Source organism: Salinicola sp. CPA57, assembly GCF_003206035.1.
GTDB lineage: Bacteria > Pseudomonadota > Gammaproteobacteria > Pseudomonadales > Halomonadaceae > Salinicola > Salinicola socius.
This window is the reverse complement of the sequence record NZ_PZJR01000006.1, coordinates 1-20,433: the sequence shown is the minus strand read 5'-3', so window position 1 is coordinate 20,433 and position 20,433 is coordinate 1. Positions and strand designations below refer to the sequence as shown.

The 20,433-nt window shown below is 63.1% G+C and carries 19 protein-coding genes; 9 read left to right on the top strand and 10 right to left on the bottom strand.

What is annotated here, in order from left to right:
- The first annotated feature begins 57 nt into the window (after positions 1 to 57).
- Positions 58 to 273 (top strand): DUF3820 family protein, encoded by a 216-nt coding sequence (locus DOM36_RS07580; RefSeq protein ID WP_075571518.1) that lies wholly within the window; start codon positions 58 to 60, stop codon positions 271 to 273.
- 28 nt (positions 274 to 301) lie between these two features.
- Here the strand turns inward: DOM36_RS07580 and DOM36_RS07575 are convergent, their stop codons facing one another.
- The 8 genes from DOM36_RS07575 to DOM36_RS07540 all read right to left on the bottom strand — a co-directional run bounded on the left by DOM36_RS07575 (position 302) and on the right by DOM36_RS07540 (position 7,753).
- Positions 302 to 715 (bottom strand): hypothetical protein, encoded by a 414-nt coding sequence (locus tag DOM36_RS07575; RefSeq protein WP_075571517.1) that lies wholly within the window; start codon positions 713 to 715, stop codon positions 302 to 304.
- Complete coding sequence (locus DOM36_RS07570; RefSeq protein ID WP_110642346.1) at positions 708 to 1,700, bottom strand: J domain-containing protein; 993 nt, start codon at positions 1,698 to 1,700, stop codon at positions 708 to 710. Before DOM36_RS07570 ends, DOM36_RS07575 begins: the two co-directional genes overlap by 8 nt.
- Positions 1,701 to 1,803: 103 nt before the next feature.
- Complete coding sequence (locus DOM36_RS07565) at positions 1,804 to 2,253, bottom strand: cytidine deaminase (RefSeq protein WP_348626389.1); 450 nt, start codon at positions 2,251 to 2,253, stop codon at positions 1,804 to 1,806.
- The gene (gene deoD, locus DOM36_RS07560; RefSeq protein WP_110642344.1) at positions 2,250 to 2,978 is read right to left on the bottom strand and encodes a purine-nucleoside phosphorylase; all 729 of its coding nucleotides are present in this window, start codon (positions 2,976 to 2,978) and stop codon (positions 2,250 to 2,252) included. Before deoD ends, DOM36_RS07565 begins: the two co-directional genes overlap by 4 nt.
- 1 nt (position 2,979) lies before the next feature.
- Entirely contained in the window at positions 2,980 to 4,230 is a 1,251-nt protein-coding gene (locus tag DOM36_RS07555; protein ID WP_110642342.1) for a phosphopentomutase, read from the bottom strand.
- Entirely contained in the window at positions 4,230 to 5,561 is a 1,332-nt protein-coding gene (gene deoA, locus DOM36_RS07550; RefSeq protein ID WP_110642340.1) for a thymidine phosphorylase, read from the bottom strand. Before deoA ends, DOM36_RS07555 begins: the two co-directional genes overlap by 1 nt.
- 31 nt (positions 5,562 to 5,592) lie before the next feature.
- Entirely contained in the window at positions 5,593 to 6,366 is a 774-nt protein-coding gene (deoC, locus tag DOM36_RS07545) for a deoxyribose-phosphate aldolase (protein WP_075571512.1), read from the bottom strand.
- 115 nt (positions 6,367 to 6,481) lie between these two features.
- The gene (locus DOM36_RS07540) at positions 6,482 to 7,753 is read right to left on the bottom strand and encodes a NupC/NupG family nucleoside CNT transporter (protein WP_110642338.1); all 1,272 of its coding nucleotides are present in this window, start codon (positions 7,751 to 7,753) and stop codon (positions 6,482 to 6,484) included.
- A gap of 361 nt (positions 7,754 to 8,114) precedes the next feature.
- Here DOM36_RS07540 and DOM36_RS07535 point away from each other — a divergent pair, with 361 nt between their 5' ends.
- The 5 genes from DOM36_RS07535 (at position 8,115) to DOM36_RS07515 (ending at position 14,047) form a co-directional block, all read left to right on the top strand.
- The gene (locus DOM36_RS07535; RefSeq protein ID WP_198651235.1) at positions 8,115 to 9,098 is read left to right on the top strand and encodes a nucleoside-specific channel-forming protein Tsx; all 984 of its coding nucleotides are present in this window, start codon (positions 8,115 to 8,117) and stop codon (positions 9,096 to 9,098) included.
- 148 nt (positions 9,099 to 9,246) lie between these two features.
- Entirely contained in the window at positions 9,247 to 10,023 is a 777-nt protein-coding gene (locus DOM36_RS07530) for a DeoR/GlpR family DNA-binding transcription regulator (RefSeq protein WP_075571509.1), read from the top strand.
- A gap of 120 nt (positions 10,024 to 10,143) precedes the next feature.
- Positions 10,144 to 11,643 carry an NAD-dependent succinate-semialdehyde dehydrogenase gene (locus DOM36_RS07525; RefSeq protein ID WP_232823764.1) on the top strand — a complete coding sequence of 500 codons (1,500 nt, stop codon included), beginning with the start codon at positions 10,144 to 10,146 and terminating at the stop codon, positions 11,641 to 11,643.
- Complete coding sequence (locus tag DOM36_RS07520) at positions 11,643 to 13,235, top strand: PucR family transcriptional regulator (protein WP_075571508.1); 1,593 nt, start codon at positions 11,643 to 11,645, stop codon at positions 13,233 to 13,235. Before DOM36_RS07525 ends, DOM36_RS07520 begins: the two co-directional genes overlap by 1 nt.
- A gap of 95 nt (positions 13,236 to 13,330) precedes the next feature.
- A complete protein-coding gene (locus DOM36_RS07515) occupies positions 13,331 to 14,047 on the top strand; it encodes a haloacid dehalogenase type II (protein WP_075571507.1) in 717 nt (238 codons plus the stop codon).
- Positions 14,048 to 14,053: 6 nt separating this feature from the next.
- Here DOM36_RS07515 and DOM36_RS07510 read toward each other — a convergent pair whose 3' ends face one another.
- Entirely contained in the window at positions 14,054 to 14,611 is a 558-nt protein-coding gene (locus DOM36_RS07510; protein WP_075571506.1) for a DinB family protein, read from the bottom strand.
- A gap of 80 nt (positions 14,612 to 14,691) precedes the next feature.
- Between DOM36_RS07510 and DOM36_RS07505 the strand changes: the two genes are divergently transcribed.
- Positions 14,692 to 15,324, top strand: coding sequence for a LysE family transporter (locus DOM36_RS07505; RefSeq protein ID WP_110642334.1), 633 nt, complete (start codon positions 14,692 to 14,694; stop codon positions 15,322 to 15,324).
- Positions 15,325 to 15,396: 72 nt separating this feature from the next.
- On the top strand, positions 15,397 to 16,389 hold the full coding sequence (locus DOM36_RS07500; RefSeq protein ID WP_110642332.1) for an adenosine deaminase: 993 nt from the start codon (positions 15,397 to 15,399) through the stop codon (positions 16,387 to 16,389).
- A gap of 71 nt (positions 16,390 to 16,460) precedes the next feature.
- Here the strand turns inward: DOM36_RS07500 and DOM36_RS07495 are convergent, their stop codons facing one another.
- Entirely contained in the window at positions 16,461 to 17,696 is a 1,236-nt protein-coding gene (locus DOM36_RS07495) for a pyridoxal phosphate-dependent aminotransferase (protein WP_110642329.1), read from the bottom strand.
- 280 nt (positions 17,697 to 17,976) lie between these two features.
- Between DOM36_RS07495 and DOM36_RS07490 the strand changes: the two genes are divergently transcribed.
- Positions 17,977 to 20,433 (top strand): retention module-containing protein (locus DOM36_RS07490; RefSeq protein WP_198651234.1); only part of this gene is annotated, 2,457 nt, incomplete at its 3' end.

The following is a 20,433-nucleotide window of genomic DNA, read 5'->3' as shown; positions in this document are numbered from 1 at the left end:
AGACGATGACTTATCAGGCGATATAGAATAACGCGTTGATTTTAAACAGGAGATAAAATGGAGCCCGAGGACCTCAAGAAGCTGGTCAGCCGCAAGATGCCGTTCGGCAAGTACGAAGGGTGGTTGATCGCCGATCTGCCCGGCCCCTATCTCAACTGGTTCGCCCGTGAAGGATTTCCCCAGGGCGAGATCGGGCGTCTGCTGGCCTTGATGCAGGAGATCGACCATAACGGGCTGAGCCCGCTGCTCGATCCGCTGCGATCCTCGTCTTGAGGGGGAGCCGTGCTAGCGCGTCACAGGGTCAGACACTCCAGCGGCCCAGTACGAAAGCGGCCACCAATAGCCCTGACAGCACTGTCAAACCGGCCATCAGACCGAGCCGGAAACGCCAGCGCTGCTGCCGTTGCGTCAGCACCGCTTCCAGTTTGTGCAGGAGTTGCTGCTGTCGCGATATGGCCGGTGGCGGTTGAGTGAAATCGCTGGCCAGTTCGCCCTGCCAGTGAGGGGCGTGGGTCAGACCCAGCCCGATCCTCAGACTACCGAGCGCATTGAGCAGCTCGTGAATGTCGTCGTAGGCCTCTCGCCGCTCGGAAACGGTCAATATGGCAGTGGCATCGGCCCTCAGTCCCTGGTTGGCACAGCGCTGCATGGCACTGGAGAGGGCCACGAACGGCGCATCCTTGTCGACCTCGAGTCGTCGGTAGAGATCACGCATGTTGCATCAGCAGTTCGTAGGCGTTCTGGATGCGCTGGAAGCGTTGCGAGGCAAGCTTCAGACGCCACTCGCTTTGTCCGTGGAAACGATCCGGGTGATGGCGCTGGGCCAGACGTCGGTAAGCACGCTTGATCTCGACAGGAGAGGCGTTGGCCTCGAGCTCGAGTTCGATCAGCGCCATGCGAAAGCGATAGGGCGCGTGAAAAGCGGCTTCGGCATGGGCTTGGTCCTGGCGCCGTCGCTGCTCTTCTCGGCGCTGGCGAGCTTGCTCTTTCGCTCGCTCCTGATCGGCACGCGCTTGACGCTCTTTCTCCCGCATCTCGGCATCGAGGCGCTCCTGCTGCGCTTGCTGCCTCTCCTGATCGCGGCGACGTTGTCGTTGCTGTCTCTGCTGCCACTGTCGGTCGGCCATCTCGCGGGCGCGCTGGCGCCAGCCGGGACGAGAGGCCGAGCGGGGCGCCTCCTGGCTGTCAGGGGCGGGTGCTTCTTCCTGAGGCTCTATTGTCTCGGCGTCTTCTTCGATCGAGGCCCAGTACGATCGGCGGCTCGGGTCCGGCGGCGCTTGCAGCTGGCGACCTGTGACTTCCAGAAACCAGCGCGATAGATCTTCCGGCATCACCCGGATCAGATCCGCCAGGAAGCGCAGAATGTGGTGGTTGCGCAGGCTCAGCTCGCCGTCGCTGGTCGCCAGGGCGATCGCCTGACGAAGAAAGAGTGATGCCGTTTCGGCGCTATCCCGCGCGAGCACTTCGGCTGCCAGCTGGATATCGCCGAGATCGGTGCGCCGAGCGATCTCCATCAACGTGACGAGATCCCGTTCGCGATGGCAGCGCTTGCCCAGCATCTCGAGATACCGACGATCCTCGTCCAGGGCCTCGTGCTTGTTGACGAACACCCACGCCAGCAGCAGGAGTTCGGCGCTCTGACGCTGGTTCTGGCTTTTCAACAGCAGGGCTTCGAAGGGGGAGAAGCGGGCTACGGCCATCGGTCGTTCCGGGCGACGTGGGCGGATACGTCGAGTGGTTTTATTTGTCGCCGAGTATAACCAAACCGTTACGCGAATAGTTACCCTCCAACCGTTGAAACGGTTAGCCCATGCCCGATGTCTTGTTGAGGTTTTCCGGGCCGAAGGAGTCGGGCAGCAGTTCGTCCATGGTGTAGTGCTTGAGCGCTGCGCCGTCGCCGTCGAGCACGACGATCTCAGTCGCGGGGATGGCAAATTCGCGGATGCGCTGGCGGCAGTCGCCGCAGGGTGGGCAGAGATGTTCCCCGGGGCCGATGACGTAAATCTTGCGGATCTGCCGTTCGCCGCTGGAGACGAGCGCCGCGATGGCGCTGGCCTCGGCGCAGAGCCCTTTGTAGTTGGCGCTTTCGACGTTGCAGCCGGTGTAGGTCTTGCCGCTTTCGCTGATCAACACGGCGCCGACCGGGTGGTCGGAGTAGGGCACGTAGGCGCGATCGCGGACGTTCAGAGCCGCTTGACGGATCTCGTCGGGCACCTGGACGTCGTTCATTGTCTTGCTCATCACTCTGTTCATCGACGCGTCTCCTGGTCGTCTTTCAAAAGCCCTTCCAGCGTGATCGCCATCATCTCGGAAAAGCCGGTCTGGCGGGCCTGGGAGTCGAGCGCTTCACCCTTGAGAATATGGTCGGAAACGGTGCACACCGTCAGCGCGCGAGCCCCGAACTCGGCGGCGACGCCATACAGGCCGGCGGCTTCCATTTCGATGCCGAGAATGCCGTGGCGTTTCATGGTCTGGAAGAAGTCGCCATCCGGGGTGTAGAACAGATCCGCCGAGAACAGGTTGCCGACTTTCACGGGCGTGCCGCGTTCGCGCGCGGCGTCCGCCGCATGGCGGGTGAGATCGAAGTCGGCGATGGCGGCGAAATCGTGACCGCCGAAGCGGGTTCGGTTGACGCCGGAGTCGGTGCAGGCGCCCATGCCGATGACGATATCGTTGACCGCGATGTCATCTCGTACCGCGCCGCAGGAACCGACCCGCACCAGGCGCCTGACACCGTACTCGGTGATCAGCTCCTTGGCGTAGATGGAGAGCGAAGGGATCCCCATGCCGCTCCCCATGACGGAGATCCTGCGGCCCCGATAGGTGCCGGTGAAACCGAGCATGTTGCGCACGCGATTGACGCACACCGCGTTCTCGAGAAACGTCTCGGCGATGAACTGGGCGCGTAGCGGGTCGCCGGGCATCAAGACGGTGTCAGCGAAGTCGCCCGGCTGGGCTTCGATATGCGGCGTGGCCATCTCATTCATCTCCGTCTTTGGGACTGTCTTTCAGCATTGAACGTCCATATTCCATCGGCGAAAGGCCAAGGTGTCCGGCCAGCGTCTGACCGATATCGGCGTAGGTGTCGCGGCGGCCGTAGCTGCCGTGTGGGATGACACCCCCGGTGATCAACACCGGTACCTGCTCGCGAGTGTGATCGGTGCCGCGCCAGGTCGGGTCGTTGCCGTGATCGGCGGTCAGAATCAGCAGATCGCCCGGTTCGAGTTTGGCGAGCACTTCCGGCAGCCGTCGGTCGAATGCCTCCAGCGCACCGGCGTAACCTTCCGGATCGCGGCGGTGGCCGTAGAGTGTGTCGAAGTCGACGAAGTTGGTCATCACCAGTGTCCGGTCGCCGGCATCATCGATAGCGTCTAGCGTGGCGTCGAACAGCGCCTCAAAACCGTGCGGCTTGCGCACCTCGCTGACACCGCAGTGGGCGTAGATGTCGCCTATCTTGCCGACTCCGAGCACCGTTCCGCCGCTGTCATGCAGTTTCTGCAGGACGGTCGGACTTGGCGGTTCGATGGCGTAGTCGCGTCGGTTGCCGGTGCGCTCGAACGTTTCCGACGTCTCGCCTACGAAGGGGCGAGCGATGACCCGGCCAATGTTGTAGGGCATCAGCAGTTCGCGGGCGATTTCGCAGAGCGCATAGAGTCGCTCGAGACCGTAGTGGGTTTCGTGTGCGGCGATCTGGAACACCGAATCCGCCGATGTGTAGACGATCGGCTTGCCGCTTTCGATATGCGCCTCGCCCAGCGCCTCGAGGATCGGCATGCCCGAGGCCTGGCAGTTGCCAAGCACGCCGGGCAGATCGGCCTGCTCGATCAAGGCTTCCAGCAGTTCTGATGGAAAGCTGTTCTCGCGATCGAGAAAATAGCCCCATTCGAACAGTGCCGGGACGCCGGCGATCTCCCAATGGCCGGAGGGGGTGTCCTTGCCGGAGGAGATTTCACTGGCGCAGGCGTAGGCCCCTTCGACGGTTTCTGGAATGCTGACGCCCGCCGCCCAGTCGCCGGTGCTCAGATGATGAGCATGATAGAGCCCGAGACGAGCCAGGTTGGGCAGAAGGAGCGGGCGGCCGGCTTCGGCTCGATAGCGGGCGATGTGGCCGAACGTGTCCGAACCGGCATCGCCGAAGTCTGCGGCATCCGGCGCGTTGCCAATGCCGAAGGAGTCGAGTACCAGCAGGATGGCGCGCTTCGATGCGAATGTGTTCGATGTCTGACCCATTACAGATCCTCCTGGCGCAGGGTGGCGTGGATCAGCGGGGGGGTGGTGGCATCGTCCGTCTCGCTCAATATGAAGGCGTGACGCAGGCGCTGGGTGACCGCCTCTGCATCGGCGCGCTCAGCGGCGTGGATGCGCAGCAGCGGCTGGCCCGGCTCGATGCGTTGGCCGAGTGCGGCGATGTGCGAAAGCCCGACGCGGTGGTCGATGGCATCACCCGCGTTGCGTCGGCCGCCGCCCAGCTCGACCACGCCCAGGCCGAGCGCTCGGGTGTCGATGGCGCTGATGAAACCCGCTCGATCGGCGTCGAGATCGAGCGTGACCGATGCAGTGGGAAGGTGGTGTCCGGCGCGTTCCGCCAGATCGCTTGGGCCGCCGAGACCGTGCACCATTTGCGAGAAGCGTTCCAACGCTTCGCCGGAATCGAGAGCGCGATCGAGGCGGGTTCCGGCGTCTTGGGCATCGCTGGCCAGGCCCGACTGGAGCAGCATCTCCTGCCCCAGTTGCCGGGTGACCTGATAAAGGCGGCTCCGTTTGCCGTCACCACCCAGCAACCGCAGTGCCTCGAGGATTTCCAGTGAATTGCCGGCGCAGTCGGCCAGTGGCTGGTTCATGTCGGTCAGCAGCACGCTGGTCGTCGTTCCCGCGCCACAGCCGATGGCGACGATTGCTTCGGCCAGCTCGCGGGAGGCTTCCGGTGTCGGCATGAACGCGCCGCTGCCGACCTTGACATCCATCACCAGTGTCTCCAGGCCACAGGCCAGCTTCTTGCCCAGAATGGAGGCGACGATCAGCGGAATCGATTCCACGGTGGCGGTGACGTCGCGTACGCCGTAGAGACGTTTGTCGGCCGGCGCCAGCGAGCCGGTCTGGCCGATGATCGCCACGCCGACCTCTTTCACCAACCGACGAAAGATGTCGTCGGTCGGGGTGACATCGTAGCCGGGGATCGACTCGAGCTTGTCCAGCGTGCCGCCGGTGTGGCCCAGCCCGCGCCCGGAAACCATGGGTACATGACCGCCGCAGGCGGCGATCCAGGGTCCCAGCACCAGCGAGACCAGATCGCCGACGCCGCCGGTGGAGTGCTTATCGAGAACCGGGCCGGGTAGATCAAGATCGGTCCAGCGCATCACCTGGCCGGAATCCCGGATCGATTCGGTCAGCGCCACCGCCTCGTCCCGGTTCATGCCATTGAGATAGACGGCCATGGCAAAAGCGCCGATCTGCGCATCGCCGACGCTGCCATCGGCAATGCCCCGCACGACCAGATCGAGCATCCTGCGATTGAGTGTCTGGCCATCGCGCTTACGGCGAATGATTTCCTGCGTCAGCATGGCGTTCTCCGCCTGTGAACGAACGAAGCTGTCAGTAGCCGTCGGTGGCCGGCTGGATCTCTTCATCCGACAGCGTGGCGAGCAGCGCATCCAATAGGCCGGAGGCGCCGAAGCGGAAATGAGACGGCGTGAGCCAGGCCTCGCCCATGATACCGGCGGCCAGGTCCAGATAGGCCTTGGCATCTTCCGCCGTGCGGATACCGCCGGCCGCCTTGAAGCCCACGTCGCGACCGCTGTCGCGAATCGCGGTCAGCAGAATCCCGGCGGCCTCGAGCGTCGCGTTGACCGCCACCTTGCCGGTGGAAGTCTTGAGGAAATTCGCACCGCACTCCAGCGCAATATCCGCGGCCTGGCGGATCAGCAAGGGATCCTTGAGCTCGCCGGTCTCCAGAATCACCTTGAGTAGCCGATCGCCGCAGGCGTCGCGGCAGGCTGCGACCAGGGCGCGTCCCGACTCGGCATCGCCGCCGATCAGCGCTTTGTAGGGAAATACCACGTCGACCTCATCGGCGCCGGCCGCGACGGCTGCCCGGGTCTCGCGGCAGGCGCGCTCGACGTTGACGCTACCGTCGGGGAAATTGGTCACCGTGGCGATCCGTACCCGGTCGCGAATTCCCATGGCCGTCAGTTCGCGATCCGCCGCGTCGATGAACGCCGGGTAGAGGCAGACCGCGGCGGGGGCTCCGTATGGCGTGTCGGTACGACGACACAGTGTCCGGATGGCAGCGTCATCGTCGTCATCGTTGAGCGAGGTGAGGTCCATCATGGCCAGCGCCCGGCTGGCGGCTTGCACGAGACTGCTCATCTTCCTATCTCCTTGTCCGGCGTGTTGGTGGCGGCTTCCTGCCGAGCCCGGCTCCCGGCATGTCTCCGCCGAGTCTGCCTGGGTTTCATGGCGATCATGCGATACGCATCCCGGTTCAGGCAGTACCGGCCAGCGACAGAAAAATCCCGGCTAGCGTGGCAGACATCAGGTTGGAGAGCGTGCCGGCGAGTACCGCCTTGAGCCCGTACCGAGCGATCTCCGGGCGACGGCTGGGGGCCAGCGTGCCCAGACCGCCGAGCAGGATCGCGATCGAGGAGAGATTGGCGAATCCGCACAGCGCGAACGACAGGATCGCGGCGGTGTGGGCGGACATCGCTTGCCCGGTCGCTTCCACCACGGTGTCGCCGCTGATGTAGGGCGCCAGATTGATGTACGCCACGAATTCGTTGACCACCAGTTTCTGGCCGATGAAGGAGCCGGCCAGCGTCGCTTCATGCCAGGGAATGCCGAGCACGAAAGCCAGCGGCGAGAACAGCCAGCCGAGAATCATCGACAGACTCAACGAACCCATCCCGAACCAGCCGCCGACGCCACCCAGGATGCCATCGATCATCGCGATCAGACCGATGAAGGCCAGCAGCATGGCGCCCACGTTGGCGGCCAGCATCAGGCCCGACGAAGCACCGGAGGCGGCGGCATCCAGTACGTTGGCCGGCTTGTCCTCGGCTTCCAGTACATCCTTGGCCTGACGCGTGTCATCGTCGGGATTCTCCGTCTCCGGCATCAGGATCTTGGCGAACAGCAAACCGCCTGGCGCGGCCATGAACGAGGCGGCGATCAGATACTCCATCGGGATGCCGAGCTCGGCGTAGCCGGCCAGAACGGAGCCGGCAACGGACGCAAGCCCGCCGCACATGACCGCGAACAGTTCCGAGCGGGTCATGCTGGCCAGGAACGGGCGTACCACCAGCGGTGCCTCGGTCTGGCCGACGAAGATGTTGGCGGTGGCGGAGAGCGACTCGGTGCGCGAGGTGCCCAGTACCTTCTGCAGCGCGCCACCCAGAATCCGCACGACCCACTGCATGATGCCCAGATAGTAGAGAACGGCCGTCAGCGACGAGAAGAAGATGATGATCGGCAACACCTTGATGGCGAAGACGAAGCCGACATTGGTCGGATCGGCGAGGTTGCCGAACAAAAAGCCGATGCCGTCGTTGGCATAGCTGATGACCTGGCTAACGGCACTGGAGACGGATCCCAGCACGGCCTGGCCGAACGGCACGTAGAGCACGAAGGCACCGATGCCGGCTTGAATGGCAAAGGCGCCGATGACGGTGCGAAGGCTGATCGCCTTGCGGTTGCTCGAAAAGATCAGCGCGATCAGCAGCAGCACGACGACGCCGACCAGACCCATGATGAGTGTCATGTTGTTGTCCTTGGTGTTGGTCCTGATGGGTAGAAAACGCCTTTCGACAGGACATCTTCTTGAGATGTTTTTAACATTTTTTGGTTTTCCCCGTCACTTGTTGTTTTTATTCTCACAAGCTCATAGAGTACTTTTGGACAAAGAATGGGCCCATATGTAGTGCTTTACGACCTATTTCCGAGTCACCATTGCGTAGCAGTGACGAGATGGCATGCCTGTGCCAGCCACGGGCGGTCAGGGGAATGAAAAAATAGTCACAAATCGGCGATAACCGTCTGGACGATGACGCCGCCGCAATGACGTCACGATGACAACACAATAAGAGTAGGGGAATGGCATGGTAGAACGAATCGCACGGCCAATGGGTGCTATGGAATGGTGGCCGAAAGGAGGATCTCGCCATCTGGCGCTGTCGGTGTCGCTGGGATTGGGGGCGATGACGCTGGCCGCGTTCCCGGCCTGGGCCGCCGACGGTCAGGGCGACGCGCCGGTCATCGAGCAGGAGACGCCGGACGAAGGGCCGGCGGCAGAGGGGCAGACCGCCGACGGGCCCTATCTGTCCGACTGGTATCACCAGAACCTCACCGTCATCGGCAGCAAGAACATCCGGTTCGGGCCGCAGCAGGTCGACGATATCTACCTGGAGTACGAATTCTTCGGTCGCAAGGGGCCGCTGGACCTCTACGGTTATATCGATTTCCCGAAATTCTTCGGTACCGGCAATGCAGCGGACAGCGGCATCTTCGACAAGGGCTCGCCGGTCTTCATGGAGCTGGAACCGCGGCTGTCGATCGACGACATGACCGGTCAGGATCTGAGCTTCGGTCCGTTCAAGGAGTGGTTCGTCGCCTTCGACTACATCTTCGACTGGGGCCACACCACGGAAAGCCGCCAGAATACGCTCTATGCCGGCCTGGGCACCGATATCGACACCGGTTCGCCGCTGGGGCTCTCGTTCAACGTCTATAAGCGTCGCCAGTGGGAAAACTACGGTGCCGCCAACGAAAATTCCTGGGACGGCTATCGCGCGCAGCTGAACTACTCCTATCCGCTGGGCAGCTTCGATAACGGTGCCTCGCTGGTCTACGTCGGTTTCACCAATCATGACTTCGGCTCGGATCTGGGCGACAACGATCCGACGCGCACCAACGAGTCGACCGTGGCGACCAACGTGCTGCTGTATCAATTCACGCATCTACGGTTCATGGCAGTGGCGCGTTATTTTCATAACGGTGGCCAGTGGAACGATGGCGAAATGGCGCCGTTCCCCAACAGCCATGGCGACAGTTTCGAGCTGCGCTCCACCGGCTGGGGCTACTACTTCGGGGTCGGCTGGCAGTTCTGACTGGGCAGCGCTGGTCTGGCAGTTCTGGTCTGAACGTTCCGGTCCGAGAGCGATGGGCGTTATCGACGAGGAGCCTCCAGGCTCCTCGTTGCGTTCCAGAGAGGGATCGGGGATAAGGTCGAGGGGCAGACAACATCGGGAGAAGGTCATGAATGGCCGCAGCGCCGTACGGCTAGAGAGACTTCGTGAAGCGATCAGGCGGAGTGGGACCCTTCCACTGGCCGAGGCGGCGACGCTGTGCGAGGTCTCGGAGATGACGGTGAGACGGGATATCGCCGCCAGTAACGGCGCGATCGTTTCCTTCGGCGGCCATCTGGTCATGGCCGACAACCCCCAGTTCGCCGCCGCTTACAATCTCGATGCACAGAAAGACCGCTACGCCAGGGCCAAGCAGCGCCTCTGCGAAGCCGCGGCGGCGATGATCGAGGAGGGCGATACCGTGTTCGTCGACTGCGGCACCACCTTGATGCCGCTATGTGCGCTGCTGCCCCGCGAGATGAACGTGACCATCGTCACTTACGCGCTCAACGTCGCCAACGCCTTCAGTCAGCGCGAGATGCCCAACATGCGCCTCGTCGTGCTCGGGGGGCTCTACTACGCCGCTTCGGACTCTTTCGGGGGCCAGGACGTCACCACCTCGATTCGCCGGCTGGGTATCAACAAGGCGCTCATCTCGGCCGCCGGTGTCCATGCCGACAAGGGGGCAAGCTGCTTCCACTTTCACGAAGTGGCGCCCAAGCAGGCTGCCATCGAGCACGCGGCGCGGCGCATTCTGGTGGCCGACGAGAGCAAGCTCGACGTGATGCGCGCAGCGTTCTTCGCCGATCTTTCCGACTTCGATACCCTTCTGACCACTGGCGACCCGGGCCGGACGTGGCGCGATTCAATGAGCGATAGTGACGCCTCGAACGTGGAAGTCGTTTAATGCCTCCTCTCTTGAGTCGTAAAAAAGCGCCGCTACGTACTGCTTTTTGAATGAAGTATTCGCCTTGTCTCGCGGGTAGGATGACTGAACTTCCTACTTTCCGAACAGGTGACCGGATCGATGGCTCTTTCCTCAACGTCCTCCTCGTCAATGTCTCGTCAGAATCCATCCGCGCAGCTTCGGGCTCCCGCTGACGCGGCCTACTATCCCGCCGCGATCGTCGGCTTCGACGACGCCGACACGGGGCGCTACGCCTTGCGCTCTCCCGCAACCGGAGAGGTGATTGCCGAAGTCGCCGACTGCGGCGTCGAGCAGGCGAAGTTGGCCGCCGACAACGCCCAGCGTGGCTTCGAGTGCTGGCGCAAGACTACCGCCTTCGAGCGGGCGGCGCTGCTCAAAGCGTGGCACCAGGCGATGCTGGAAGCCAAGGAGATCCTCGCCGTGACCATGGCGCGGGAGATGGGCAAGCCGATCCGCGAGGCACGGGGCGAAGTCGACTACGCCGCCAGCTTCCTGGAGTGGTACGCCGAGCAGGCCAAGCGTATCGACGGCGACATCCTGCCAAGCCAGCATCCTGACAAGCGGCTCGCCGTGCTGCGTCAGCCGGTCGGCCCGGTATTGGCGATCACACCCTGGAACTTCCCGGCGGCGATGATCACCCGCAAGGTGGCACCGGGGCTGGCGGCCGGTTGTTCGGTGGTCGTCAAGCCGGCGGAGCAGACGCCGATCACGGCGCTGCTGCTGGCCCAGCTGTGGCAGCAGGCCGGCGGGCCGCCAGAAGTGTTCCAGGTGATCACAGCCGCGCGCCCGGCCGCAATCAGCGATGAACTGATGAGCGACCGACGCATCCGCAAGGTGACCTTTACCGGCAGCACCCCGGTCGGCAAGCATCTCTACGCCAGGTCGGCCGAGACCATGAAGCGGATGTCGCTGGAGTTGGGCGGTCACGCCCCGTTCCTGGTCTTCGACGATGCCGATATCGAGGCCGCCGTCACCGAGGTGATGGCGAGCAAGTTTCGCAACGGCGGGCAGACCTGTGTCTGCGCCAACCGCATCTACGTACAGCGCGGCATTCTCGAGGCGTTCTCCGCGCATCTGACCGCTGCGGTGGACGCGCTTTGCGTCGGCCAGCCGGAGGACGAGTCGACCCAGATCGGCCCGCTGGTCAGCCAGGCCGGGCGCGACAAGGCGCAGTCCCACATCGACGATGCGCTGGCCAAGGGCGCGAAGCGTTTGACGGCGGCGCGGGATGTCGACGGGTTCTTCGTCGCGCCGACGGTGCTGGCGGACGTCACCAGCGACATGCAGATCATGCAGGAGGAAACCTTCGGGCCCGTGGCGCCACTGATCGTCTTCGACAGCGAGGAAGAGGGGGTCGCGGCGGCCAACGCCACGCCGTTCGGGCTCGCCGCTTACTTGTGGACGCGCAATCTGGGGCGGGCAACACGCGTCTCCGAGGCGCTGGATTACGGCATCGTTGGGGTCAACGACGGTGCGCCTTCCGTACCGCAGGCGCCGTTCGGTGGCGTCAAGGATAGCGGTCTCGGCCGCGAGGGCGGTCGCTACGGCATCGACGAGTATCTCGATCTCAAGTTCGTCTCGACGCGACTGGACGGCTGATGACGAACCGGGATGAAGCGCCCGTCGGCGCGCGGTTGCCGATCGAACTCGATCTTGCCACGGCGCTGCGGGAAACCAATTTGCGCCATGCCCGCGTGGTGGCCGGAGAGCGCTCGCTGGGGCGGCCGTTGCGCTGGGTTCATATGGTCGATCATCCCGACATCATCGCCTGGGTTCGTGAAGGCCAGTTACTGCTGACCACCGGCTATCACTGGCCCGACGAGCCGAAGGCCGAGCGAGCGCTGATCGAGGCGCTGGTCGAAAAGGGCCTGGCCGGCGTGGCGCTGGCGGTGCCCCGGTTTCTGACCGCCTTTCCGGAGACCAGCCGGCATGTTGCCGAATCGCTCGACTTCCCGCTGCTGGAGATCCCCTGGGACGTTCCGTTCAGCCAGATCACCGAAGAAGTGCATGCCTGGCTGATTGCACGTCAGGGACAGCTGATCGCGCGGGCGGAACGCATTCACCGCGATCTCACCCGTTCGGCGTTGACGGCGCATAGCCTGGGCGACATCGCCACGGCGTTGAGCCTTTTGCTCGAGCGGGACGTGCTCTTCACCGGGCTGGAGGGCGAATGGCTGGGCGGCAGCGCCGAGTTCGACGCCATGCGCCTACCCACGCCGGCCATGCTGACCGATGCCCGTTTTCTCAGCGCGGCCACCGCTCGCTCTCTGGGCGGTTCGGACGATGAGGCCGGGCGGCGAATGCTGGCCTGTCCGGTGCGGATACAGGAAGCGGCGGCGATCCTGTGGATCGATGAAACCCTCTCTCCCATCAGCGAGCTCGAACAGCGCGCGGCCGAGCAGGCCGCGTTGATCTCGGCGCTGCACCTGTCGCATCAGCGGGCGCTGCAGGCGCAGGAAACCCGGCTCGGCTATGCCTTCGTCGACTCGCTGCTCGAGGGTCGGTTCGAGGCCACGCCGGCGGCCCTGGAGCGGGCGTCGTTGCATGGGTGGGATCCTCACGCCGGCTATCACGTCTGCGCGATTCTGCTCAACGAGCCGGTACCGCTGAGCCGGGAGGGCCTGCTGCGACGCGAACGCTGGGAGCATCGCCTGGGAGCGCACCTCGAGGCGCTCGGTTTGCCACGCTTGATCTCCGTATCGCTCAATCAGTTGCTGTTTCTGGTGCGGGCCGATGTCGCGACCGACATGCTGTGGCGGGCGTTGAGCGACGGCGAGGCGGCCATGGCGGTCAGCCGTGAAGTGCGGGGCGCGACAGCGATCGCCGAGGGTGCCGGTGACGTGGCTCGACTGCTGCCCACGCTCAAGGCCGGCGAACGCCGGGATTTCGAAACCTTGCTGTTTACCCGCGTGCTGGAGGGCGACGGTGAGGCGCGGCGACTGTTTCTGGCCCGTATTTCACAGGCGCTGGGTACGGGGGCAAGGCGCCATAATGCGCTCGAGACGCTCACGGCGCTGGCCGATAGCGGTTTTCAGCTGGCGCAGACGGCGCGGGCGCTCGATATCCATATCAGCACCCTGCGTTATCGGATCGAACGACTGGAGACGGCGCTCTCCATGAACCTGAATGACGCCGACATCCGGCTACAACTCCAGGTGGCGATGCGTCTGCTCAGCGCCGATACCGATTGATGACCGACAGGTCATCGAGGGATGCATTCGACCCTTGGGCCCGATGTCCACTGACCCATTCCCGATACGACCGGACACCTACTAGAGAGACTTTCATGCAACTGACCGATTTCACCACTCTGACGTTCGACGTCTACGGCACCCTGATCGATTGGGAGAGCGGCATGGTGGCCGGGCTGCAGCCACTGCTCGAGCGCACCGGGCGAAACCTGAACCGGGACCAGATTCTCGAGGCGCATGCCCGCCACGAGTCGAGCCAGCAGCGATACACGCCGCATCTGCAGTACCGGCTGCTGCTTGCCGTGGTCTACAAACGGTTGGCGGAAGAGTGGGGTGTGACGGCGACCCATGACGAATGCCTGGCTTACGGCGATTTCGTCAAACAGTGGCCGGCTTTCGCCGATACGGCCCAAGCGTTGGTTTATCTCAAGCAGCATTACCAGCTGGTCGTGCTCTCCAACGTGGATAACGAGAGCTTTGCCTACAGCCAGCGCAAGCTCGGCGTCGAGTTCGATGCGGTCTACACCGCCGAAGACATCGGCTCCTACAAGCCGGCGCAGCGCAACTTCGACTACATGCTGGAGAAGCTCGGCGAGCGCGGCATCGACAAGTCTCAGATCCTGCATACCGCCGAGAGCATGTTCCATGATCATCAGCCGGCCAACCGCAATGGATTGGCCAACTGCTGGATCTACCGCCGCCATGACAAACAGGGCTTTGGCGCCACCATGAACCCTGGCGACATGCCCTCGGTCGACTTCCGTTTCAACAGCATGGCGGAACTGGCCGAGGCCCATCGGCAACGGGTTTGACGGGAATCAGCGAAGCGTGGACCACACCTGCGCTTCGCTGATACCCAATGCCGCGAACTCCTCTCGCCGTAGCGGCGCTTCGTCGAGCATGAAGAATTCGTCCAGCTGCGGCGGGGCGACGTCGGTCTCCGAGAGCATGGCGTGAACCTGGCCGCGGTGATGCGTCTGATGCACGAACAGGTGAGCCAGCACCCGGTGCGCAGGCTCGCGCTGCTGGCGCTCGGTCCGCGCTAGCGTGATGTCGGCGGCCAGCGAGGCGTCGTCGAGCGCGTGGCAGATCGCGATCAAGCGTCTATCCAGCGCTTCCTGGGCGGGCCACAGCGTGTCGACACGAGAGTAGGGCAGCTCGTCATAGAAGGCCCGCTGGCCCAGCGTGCCGCCTTCGAGGGCATCGATATAGTAGGCGTCTACGATCAGGATATGATTGAGCGTGGCGTGAATCGACGGGAAGAAGCTGCACCGTCTCGCATGAAACGCGTCCTCGGACAGGCGGGCACAGGCCTCCAGCAGCCGATGGTTCGACCACAGGTTGCAGTAGGCTTGATGGCGAAAATATTCGATCATGGTCCATTCCGTACCAAAGTGGGGCGCGCTCGTCAGCATGTCGTCATATTCACATTCACGCCAGCATCGCAGGGATTTCCATGGAAATGCTACACGGTCTGATCGTCATCACCTTCGTGCACCTGCTGGCGGCGGCCTCGCCAGGGCCGGACTTCGTGCTGGTGACCCAGCAGACACTGAATCATGGCAAGCGTATCGGGCTGCTTTGCAGTCTCGGCATCGCGCTGGGGCTGTCCATTCACATCGTCTATTCCGCCTTCGGGCTTGCCGCGGTGATCGCCAACTCCGCTGAGGCGCTGTGGGCGATCAAGCTCCTGGGCGGAACCTACCTGTTCTACCTCGGCGTCAAGGGATTACGCTCGCGTCCGGCGTTTACCGAAGCGAGTCCGGGGGCGGTGGCAGTCTTGCCTCCCCGTTCGGCGCTACGCACGGTCGGTATGGGATTTCTCTGTAACGCGCTCAACCCCAAGGCGCCGATCTATTTCGTTTCGCTGTTCACCATCGTGCTGTCACCGTCGATGTCGCTCTACCAGATCGCCATCTACGGCGCCTGGATCATGCTGATCCAGCTCGGCTGGTTCTCGGCGGTGGCCTTGTTGCTCTCTACGCCGCCGATTCATCGTGCGTTCAAGCGGTTCAGCCACTGGATCGATAGGGTGCTGGGTGTGGCGATGATCGCGCTGGGTATCAAGGTGCTGACGACGCGGGTGTAGAACGGTCGGCTTTCCTCCACGAATCATTTTCGGCATCCTGAGTCGCATCCATTCCAATGGCGAGGAGCGCTCGTGAAGACTTGGCTGCGTGAGTTACCCAAGGTCGAACTGCATTTACACATCGAGGGCTCGCTGGAGCCGGAGCTGATGTTCTCGCTGGCGGCGCGCAATAACGTGTCGCTGCCCTACGCAACGGTGGATGAGGTGCGTGCGGCCTACGATTTCAGCGATTTGCAGTCGTTCCTGAATCTCTATTACCAAGGAATGCGAGTGTTGCGCACCGACCAGGATTTTCATGACCTGGCGATGGCATATCTGGAACGCGCGCAGGCAGAGGGCGTGGTGCACGTCGAGCTGTCGTTCGATCCTCAGGCGCACTTGAGTCGTGGTGTCGAGCTGGCGGTGCCGTTCGAAGGGCTCACTCGCGCCATGCGCGATGCGAAGCGACGCTGGGGCATGACTTCGGCGCTGATCATGAGCTTCCTGCGCGATCGGGACGCAGGCGAGGCAATGGACGTGCTGGAGAAGGCGGCACCCTATTACGAGTTGATCGATGCCGTCGGTCTCGACAGTGCGGAAATGGGCAATCCGCCCGCCAAGTTCGCGGCCGTGTTCGAACGGGCCAAGGCGTTGGGCATTCCTCGCGTGGCGCACGCCGGGGAAGAGGGCCCGGCAGCCTACATCAGCGAGGCGCTGGACGTGCTCGATATCTGCCGCGTCGACCATGGCGTGGCCTGTCTTCAGGATGCCGAGCTGGTGGCGCGTCTGCGTGAGTCGCAGATTCCACTGACGGTCTGCCCGCTTTCCAACGTGCGATTGAAGGTCGTCCAGGCGATGACCGATCATCCGTTGCCGGCGATGCTCGAGCAGGGGGTGAAAGTGACGCTCAATTCCGACGATCCGGCCTATTTCGGCGGCGGGGTGCTGGAGAACTACATCGCCTGTTTCGAGGCCTTCGATTGGGATCGCGACCTGTTCAGGCAACTGGCGGGCAACGCGATCGAGGTCGCGTTCATGCCAGAGGAGCGCCGCAGCGAGCTACTGGCACGACTGTCGGCCTGCTGATCGGTTTCGCGTCTGGTGTCACGACTGCCCGGCCCATGACGCCGGGCAGATTCGTTCCGGACGGCAAGCAGTCAGACGGTGACGTCCTGTGATGCCTCAGCCAGCGCGGCCAGGAACGGGACCAGGCGATCGAGCGCTTCTCTGGCGAGCGCGGGGTCGATGGCGAAACAGATCCGCAGATAGTCTTCGCCCTCCGGGCCGAAAGCGCTGCCTGGCGCCACGCCGACTTTGGCCTCCCGCAGAATCCGCTTGGCCGTGTCCAGGCTCGAGCCGCCCAGACCGTGCACCTTGAAAAAGAGATAGAAGGTGCCCTGCGGAGAAAACACCGTCACGTTGTCCAGCGCCGCCAGACCTTCGACCAGAATGTCCCGCGAGGCCTGACAGCGTTCGACCTGTTCAGCGATAAAGGCGTCGCCACCTTCCAGCGCCGCGATGCAGGCCCGCTGGATGAACGATGCCACGCCGGTGGTGTTGTACTGGCACAGTCGCGCAAAAAGCTGATCCATACCCTGCGGGGACACGATCCAGCCCGCGCGCCAGCCGGTCATGCACCAGTTCTTGGAGAACGTGTTGGTCACCAGCAGTTTGTCGCCCGGCTCGCAGATCTGCAAGAAAGAGGCCGCGGGTCCTTCGCTTTCATCCCCCTCATCCTGATAGACAAAGTGGTTGTAGACCTCGTCGGCCACGATCCACAGGTCTTTCTCCCGACAGAAGTCTCGCAACCGCTCCATGTCCCGGCGCGGCATGCGCCAGCCAGTGGGGTTGGAAGGCGAGTTGATGAAAACCGCGCGAGTGCGATCGCTCACTGTCGCGAACAGCTTGTCCAGATCGAGCTCGATTCTGCCATCCGGGTAGAAGTCGAACGCGACCGACACGTTCACTCCGCCGACGATCTCGATCATCTGCCGGGCATTGGGCCAGGCGGGCGTCGGCATGATGACTTCGCTACCCTCGTCGAGAATCGCCTGCATCGCCATGGTGACGGCATTCATGCCGCCAATGGAAACACAGAAGCGATCGCTGGAGACATCGACCTGCCAGTGCCGACGATGGTAGTCGGAGAGCGCCTGGCGAAGCTCGGGCAAGCCCTGAGAGTAGCTGTAGCGGGTATCGTCCTGTCCCAGTGCATCCACCGCCGCCCGCTTGATGTAATCCGGGGTGGGCAGATCCCCCTCACCGATCCATAGCCTCACGACCGAGGCGTCATGACGGGCCAGGTCCGCGACGGCGACGATCTGGTTGTCGGGCATTTCCTGAACGCGGGAGGAGCAGTATCGGCGCAGTCGGGAGGGGATGACGTCGGACATGATGGGCTCGCTGATTGAGGGCGTTGTGGGATTTATGGGGGATCAGACCCTGCTCGATCTTATAACGCCGCCTAGCGGCATGCTAATCGGCGCTTCGATCGAAACCACGGTCGGTAACATTGGATTCACCCGATACGTTCAGGTTTTGTAACGCTTGCGCTAGGGTTAATTAGAATGTATCGGGTCATTAATAAAATTGTGTTGAGTCTGGATACAGAACGGTTACTTTTCGCGCATGGACGAGGCTCATCTCGTCGCCGCTTTGCTGAGGTGTAATTCGATGGCTGCTCTTGTCACTATCGTCCGAGTGGATGGCATTGTTTTCCTGATGGAACCCCGCAAGCCCGTGGTTCAGGGAATGGCGATTCCAGAAGGTGCCCCGTTGTTCGCCCCGGATGGTGGTCGGCTTGTGCTTGCCGACGGCACGATCCTGCCATTGAACGCAGGGCAGTCGGTGCTCCTGCAGGTCATCGAGGGTGTTGCCACGTTCGTCTCGCCGGATCCCGCTGCCGCGGATGCCGACGTTGCCGCACTGCAGGCGGCCATCGCTTCCGGTCAGGATCCGACGGCGATCCAGGAAGCGCCGGCGGCAGGTGCCAGCGCAGACGGTGGTGGCAGCCAGTCAGGTGGGGGCGGTTTCTCGTCGCCCTTCGATATCGCCCGGACCGGGCGTGAAGAAGTCAGCGACTATCGCTATGCGGCATCTTTTTCGGATCTCGGTCGAGTGACGGTGACGCCGGCGAGCTTCAGCCCCGAACCCAGTCCGGCAACGGGTGAGGGGGCTGTGCCATCACCGGTGGTCAGCGTCAGTCTCGATGCCATCGCGATCGACGATATCGTCACTCTGGCGGAGTCTGGGCAGAGCATTACGCTCAGCGGTAAAGGCGGCGGCGATGCCGTCGCTGGTGATCAGGTCACGGTCACGATTGGTGGCGTCGCCTATTCCACGGTTCTGGGCGAGGATCTTGGCTTCTCGGTGGTCGTTCCGGGAGGCCTGCTAGCGCAATTTCCATCGGCAACGGCGACCTTGACGCATGTCGGTGAAGGCAGTGTGGTCACGGCAACATCGACGCGGCCCTACAGTGTCGATCTCGAGGCGCCGGCGCCAACCGTACAGTTGAACACGATTGCGGGTGACGATGTCGTCAATGCCGCAGAGTCCGGGCAGCCCGTGACACTGACGGGGCGCGCGGGCGGCGATGCCGTCGCCGGAGATATCGTTACCGTCGCCATCGGTGGCCAACAGTATCAGGCAGCGGTCGCCGACGATCTGACCTTCAGCGTCGTGGTGCCAGGCAGCCTCCTCGCCAGCGCGGCGGGCTCGACGGTCACTGCGGTGATCAGTCACACCGACGCCGCCGGCAATACCGGCACGGCAACGGCGACCCATGGCTACGGCGTCGATATCACCGCGCCGACGCTCGAGATCACGCTGGACACCATCGCGGGTGACGATGTCGTCAACGCGGCCGAAGCCAACCAATCGATCCCAGTGAGCGGCCAGGTCAGCGGCGAATACGCCAGCGGCGATCGCGTGACGCTGACGGTCGGAAATCAAACCTATACCGGCAGCGTCAAAGCCGACGGCTCGTTCTCGATCAACGTGCCGGGCTCACAGCTGGCGAACCACCAAAGCGTCAGCGCAGTGGTCAGCCACACCGACGCAGCGGGCAATACCGGCAGCGCCAATACCGCCGGCAGCTATGGCGTCGACACCGTCGCGCCGAGCGTCTCGATCAGTCTCAACACTGTGGCCGGCGATGACGTCATCAACGCGGCCGAAGCCAAGAGCAACGTCAGCGTCTCCGGCACCGCCGGCGGCGACGCGGTCCAAGGCGATACGGTGACGGTCTCCGTGGGCGGCCAGAACTACACCACGACGGTCGGGGCCAATGGCATCTTCAGCGTGGCGGTGCCGGGATCGGTGCTGGCGAGTGCCGGCACCGACAGCATCCGTGCGTCCGTGTCTCACACCGACGCCGCAGGCAATACCGGCATGGCGACGACGACCCATGGCTACGGCGTCGATATCACCGCGCCGACAGCGGTTGCCGACACGGGCTCGACCCAGCAGGAGCAGGTGCTGAGCATCGATGCTGCGCACGGCGTTCTAGCCAACGATGCTGACTTGGGTGGCGACCAGTCGACGCTGCATGTCGTCGCGATCAATGGCCGCTCGGAGGGCGTTGGAAAATCCATTGCCGGCTCTAACGGCGGAACGTTCATCGTTCAATCCGACGGCAGTTATCGGTTTTTGCCGGGCGATACATACAACTCACTCGCTGCGGGCGAAAAAACCACGTCCCAGATCAGTTACACCGTCAGTGATGGCCACGGCAATGTTTCAGTAACCACATTGACTGCGACGATCGTTGGTACGAACGATGTGGCTATCATCAGCGGCCCTGCTGTTGGCAGCGTCGTGGAAGATAGCAACGTTAGCGGCGGGAAACTTGCTACCACGGGTTCGCTCTCGGTAACCGACATCGATATTGGCCAGTCGAGTTTCAAGCCGGGTAGCGTGACCTTCACGGGCGTCAGTGGAACGACTAATGGTGCCACCTCCTCGTTGGGCTCGCTCTCCGTTACGGCTGACGGTCTATGGACCTTCAATGCCGATAACAGCAAGGTTCAATACCTTGCTGAAGGTCAGGTTCGGACCGAGACCTTTGCAGTGAAATCGGCCGACGGTTCCGCGAGTCAGACCATCACGATCAATATTATCGGCACCAACGAC

What these genes read in the sequence shown, in the direction of transcription:
- DOM36_RS07575 (WP_075571517.1), bottom strand. Translation starts at nt 715, where the DNA reads ATGCGTGATCTCTACCGACGACTCGAGGTCGACAAGGATGCGCCGTTC.
- DOM36_RS07530 (WP_075571509.1), top strand. Translation starts at nt 9,247, where the DNA reads ATGAATGGCCGCAGCGCCGTACGGCTAGAGAGACTTCGTGAAGCGATC.
- DOM36_RS07555 (WP_110642342.1), bottom strand. Translation starts at nt 4,230, where the DNA reads ATGGGTCAGACATCGAACACATTCGCATCGAAGCGCGCCATCCTGCTG.
- DOM36_RS07570 (WP_110642346.1), bottom strand. Translation starts at nt 1,700, where the DNA reads ATGGCCGTAGCCCGCTTCTCCCCCTTCGAAGCCCTGCTGTTGAAAAGC.
- DOM36_RS07525 (WP_232823764.1), top strand. Translation starts at nt 10,144, where the DNA reads ATGGCTCTTTCCTCAACGTCCTCCTCGTCAATGTCTCGTCAGAATCCA.
- DOM36_RS07580 (WP_075571518.1), top strand. Translation starts at nt 58, where the DNA reads ATGGAGCCCGAGGACCTCAAGAAGCTGGTCAGCCGCAAGATGCCGTTC.
- DOM36_RS07510 (WP_075571506.1), bottom strand. Translation starts at nt 14,611, where the DNA reads ATGATCGAATATTTTCGCCATCAAGCCTACTGCAACCTGTGGTCGAAC.
- DOM36_RS07515 (WP_075571507.1), top strand. Translation starts at nt 13,331, where the DNA reads ATGCAACTGACCGATTTCACCACTCTGACGTTCGACGTCTACGGCACC.
- DOM36_RS07565 (WP_348626389.1), bottom strand. Translation starts at nt 2,253, where the DNA reads ATGAACAGAGTGATGAGCAAGACAATGAACGACGTCCAGGTGCCCGAC.
- DOM36_RS07535 (WP_198651235.1), top strand. Translation starts at nt 8,115, where the DNA reads ATGGGTGCTATGGAATGGTGGCCGAAAGGAGGATCTCGCCATCTGGCG.
- deoD (WP_110642344.1), bottom strand. Translation starts at nt 2,978, where the DNA reads ATGGCCACGCCGCATATCGAAGCCCAGCCGGGCGACTTCGCTGACACC.
- DOM36_RS07520 (WP_075571508.1), top strand. Translation starts at nt 11,643, where the DNA reads ATGACGAACCGGGATGAAGCGCCCGTCGGCGCGCGGTTGCCGATCGAA.
- DOM36_RS07505 (WP_110642334.1), top strand. Translation starts at nt 14,692, where the DNA reads ATGGAAATGCTACACGGTCTGATCGTCATCACCTTCGTGCACCTGCTG.
- deoA (WP_110642340.1), bottom strand. Translation starts at nt 5,561, where the DNA reads ATGCTGACGCAGGAAATCATTCGCCGTAAGCGCGATGGCCAGACACTC.
- DOM36_RS07540 (WP_110642338.1), bottom strand. Translation starts at nt 7,753, where the DNA reads ATGACACTCATCATGGGTCTGGTCGGCGTCGTCGTGCTGCTGCTGATC.
- deoC (WP_075571512.1), bottom strand. Translation starts at nt 6,366, where the DNA reads ATGAGCAGTCTCGTGCAAGCCGCCAGCCGGGCGCTGGCCATGATGGAC.
- DOM36_RS07495 (WP_110642329.1), bottom strand. Translation starts at nt 17,696, where the DNA reads ATGTCCGACGTCATCCCCTCCCGACTGCGCCGATACTGCTCCTCCCGC.